This is a genomic window from Pseudomonas sp. MF6776 (assembly GCF_016613125.1).
Classification (GTDB): domain Bacteria; phylum Pseudomonadota; class Gammaproteobacteria; order Pseudomonadales; family Pseudomonadaceae; genus Aquipseudomonas; species Aquipseudomonas iridis.
The window spans coordinates 1-2,220 of the sequence record NZ_JAENSQ010000085.1 but is presented as its reverse complement, the minus strand read 5'-3'; the positions used below and the strand labels follow the sequence as shown (position 1 = coordinate 2,220).

At 55.1% G+C, this 2,220-nt stretch carries 2 protein-coding genes; both read left to right on the top strand.

Annotation, left to right across the window (positions count from 1 at the left end):
- Positions 1–366: 366 nt before the first annotated feature.
- Entirely contained in the window at positions 367–1,443 is a 1,077-nt protein-coding gene (locus tag JJD74_RS30480; protein WP_200618093.1) for a helix-turn-helix domain-containing protein, read from the top strand.
- A gap of 189 nt (positions 1,444–1,632) precedes the next feature.
- Positions 1,633–2,133 (top strand): hypothetical protein, encoded by a 501-nt coding sequence (locus JJD74_RS30475; protein WP_200618092.1) that lies wholly within the window; start codon positions 1,633–1,635, stop codon positions 2,131–2,133.
- The last annotated feature ends 87 nt before the right edge of the window (positions 2,134–2,220 follow it).

The following is a 2,220-nucleotide window of genomic DNA, read 5'->3' as shown; positions in this document are numbered from 1 at the left end:
AAGCGCTTCGACTTCAAATGCCCCATCGAGGTGATGGGAGAGGTCATGCAAAACTCCATGGCAATGCGGCATGATGCTCCGGCTTCAATTCAATAACCGTGTTGCACTCAGCTCCTGCAACCGCCCTGGATAACTCACGTTTGATCATGGGTTAGACTAATTTCATTTAGTGCTTTCCGAGACTTCCCTAAACAATGAGATGACAGGCAAAAGATTTCTTGCCGTGGAGCCTGTTATTAATCATAAAATGCGCTGCCGAGCCGCCAGCAGGGAGAGCAATGGAGGGCGATTTCACCATAGTGGAGCCCGGTCTTGCACATTGAGAAGTCCATGAGAGGGTCATACCAAATACGCGAGGTGTTTGGTATGACAACTAAAGAAAAATACCCTGATTTCCCACTGGCTATTCGTTGGCATGCAATCAAGGTAGCGCTGTTGGCGAAGGGAATTTCCCTCTCCTCACTTTCCAAGTCCTCAGGTGTGACCGGCATCGCTTCGGCTGGAAATCGTAACTATCCAGCGGCGCAAACCGAAATTGCCAAAGCGCTCGGAGTCAGCGAAGGAACCCTTTTCCCGGAGCGCTACGATGTTGTCTGGAGTGATGAGCTCCAAGAGAAGATTGAGGCTACGTTGCCGGAGCTGTTTGGCCTCCCGGTCGCGGTTCCTGCGCGACAACTCTTTACCGATCTCATGGAACAACATTCGGGAAGTCCAATCGATCTGGACGGCTTGCCAATGGCGGAGCCTGCGCGGTTGACCTGGATTAAGGCCGCCCTGCGCAATCGCGGGTTTGTTCTGGTTAGCCTTACCACGCATCTTGGTATCAGGCGTTCTGCTCTGGATACCTTGGGCTCCTCCCGACTGGATAAGCTGCAGCATCTGGTAGCCAGATGCCTAGGGGTTAGGCCCGAGCAGCTTTGGCCTGAACGATATGATGTCTTGGGGCGGCCAATTCCAAAGGCGAGGACTCGTGCAAAGGGACCAGAGAACCGCGAGCCCCAAGTGGTATATCGGCTTGATCTCACGAAAGGCCTATGGTTGCCGGTGAGGGACTTGGTCGGGTTGCCAGGTATGGCCACCGATGAAACGTTTATTGAGCACCGGGCGCATGTGCAAGGGTGGCAGATGCGGCAGCGATTCGGCGTCAATGAGCTCGCCTTTGGATCGCTCCCGGAGGCGACCAAGCAATACCTCCTCATGCCGACGGCTCTTGGGGCAGAAGAGTCAATTGTTCGTTCGCGTAGACGGTTGAGCGGACCTGTGTCGGTTGAGGCGACCGGTAAGCATGGGGCGGCCACCAACACCGTCGTTAAGGTCGATGTGGTCGATAATGCGGTGCACCTGCGGATGGGAGTGGAGGGTGATCTGGCCGTCCTAAACAGGGAGGAAGTTTCTCTGCTTGCGGCTGCCCTCATCGATGCCAGTCAGGAAATCCCTGAGTAAGCATTTGATTCTGGCAGACAGCTATTTGCTCGGGTGCTGCTCGTGCCGGGCCATCAGGTCCTGGGCCTTCACTGTCGCGGCCGCCATCCAACTGTGGAACTCCATTTTTTGAACTGCGAGGCACGATCCCAAGGTTGCAGTTTTGGGGTTATGAGTATCTTGGGCTCAAACATTTCAGGAACTTTAACGATGACGCCATTTTTGAACCTTGCTCCTCACATGTCTGCATTGTCGGCTTCGCTGTCCATGGAGGTGATGGCAGTATCTACTGATGAACTTCAAGGTCTTTTCGTTGAAGCTCTGGATGAGGCGGATTGCCGTGTGCTTCATCGGATCAGTGCCGGTTGTCTTTACGTGCACCCCTTTGCGGCTATGGCGGTTCACTCATCCTGGCTGACCCGGGTTGGCGATTTGCTCTGCGTTGACGTAGTCGATGAAGAGGGTTCCTTTCTCGGCCCCCATTGCGAGCTTTCCGAGGCAGCGCTCGCCGATCTGATGCGTGCCTGCGCTGTTGCGCTTATGAAGGCATCGGACGACATGAAGCGAGTAACCGGTGCTGGGCTTGTTGATGCGGTCAGGCTGTCATCGACGTCGGGTGAGCCCCTGGCGCAGTCTCAGGTGCGCCTGGCCCACATGCAGCGTGGACTGCGTGTTGGCGCTGATGGAAAATTGACCCACCCTGCCGATTGAAATTTGACCCAGGGCGGATTGCTGATTTTGTTACCAGCAACTGTGGATAAGTCTACCAGCGCAGCTGCTGTTGCCCCCACTCCTTCG

Coding starts and splice junctions, on each gene's coding strand:
- JJD74_RS30480 (WP_200618093.1), top strand. CDS start 367: ATGACAACTAAAGAAAAATACCCTGATTTCCCACTGGCTATTCGTTGG.
- JJD74_RS30475 (WP_200618092.1), top strand. CDS start 1,633: ATGACGCCATTTTTGAACCTTGCTCCTCACATGTCTGCATTGTCGGCT.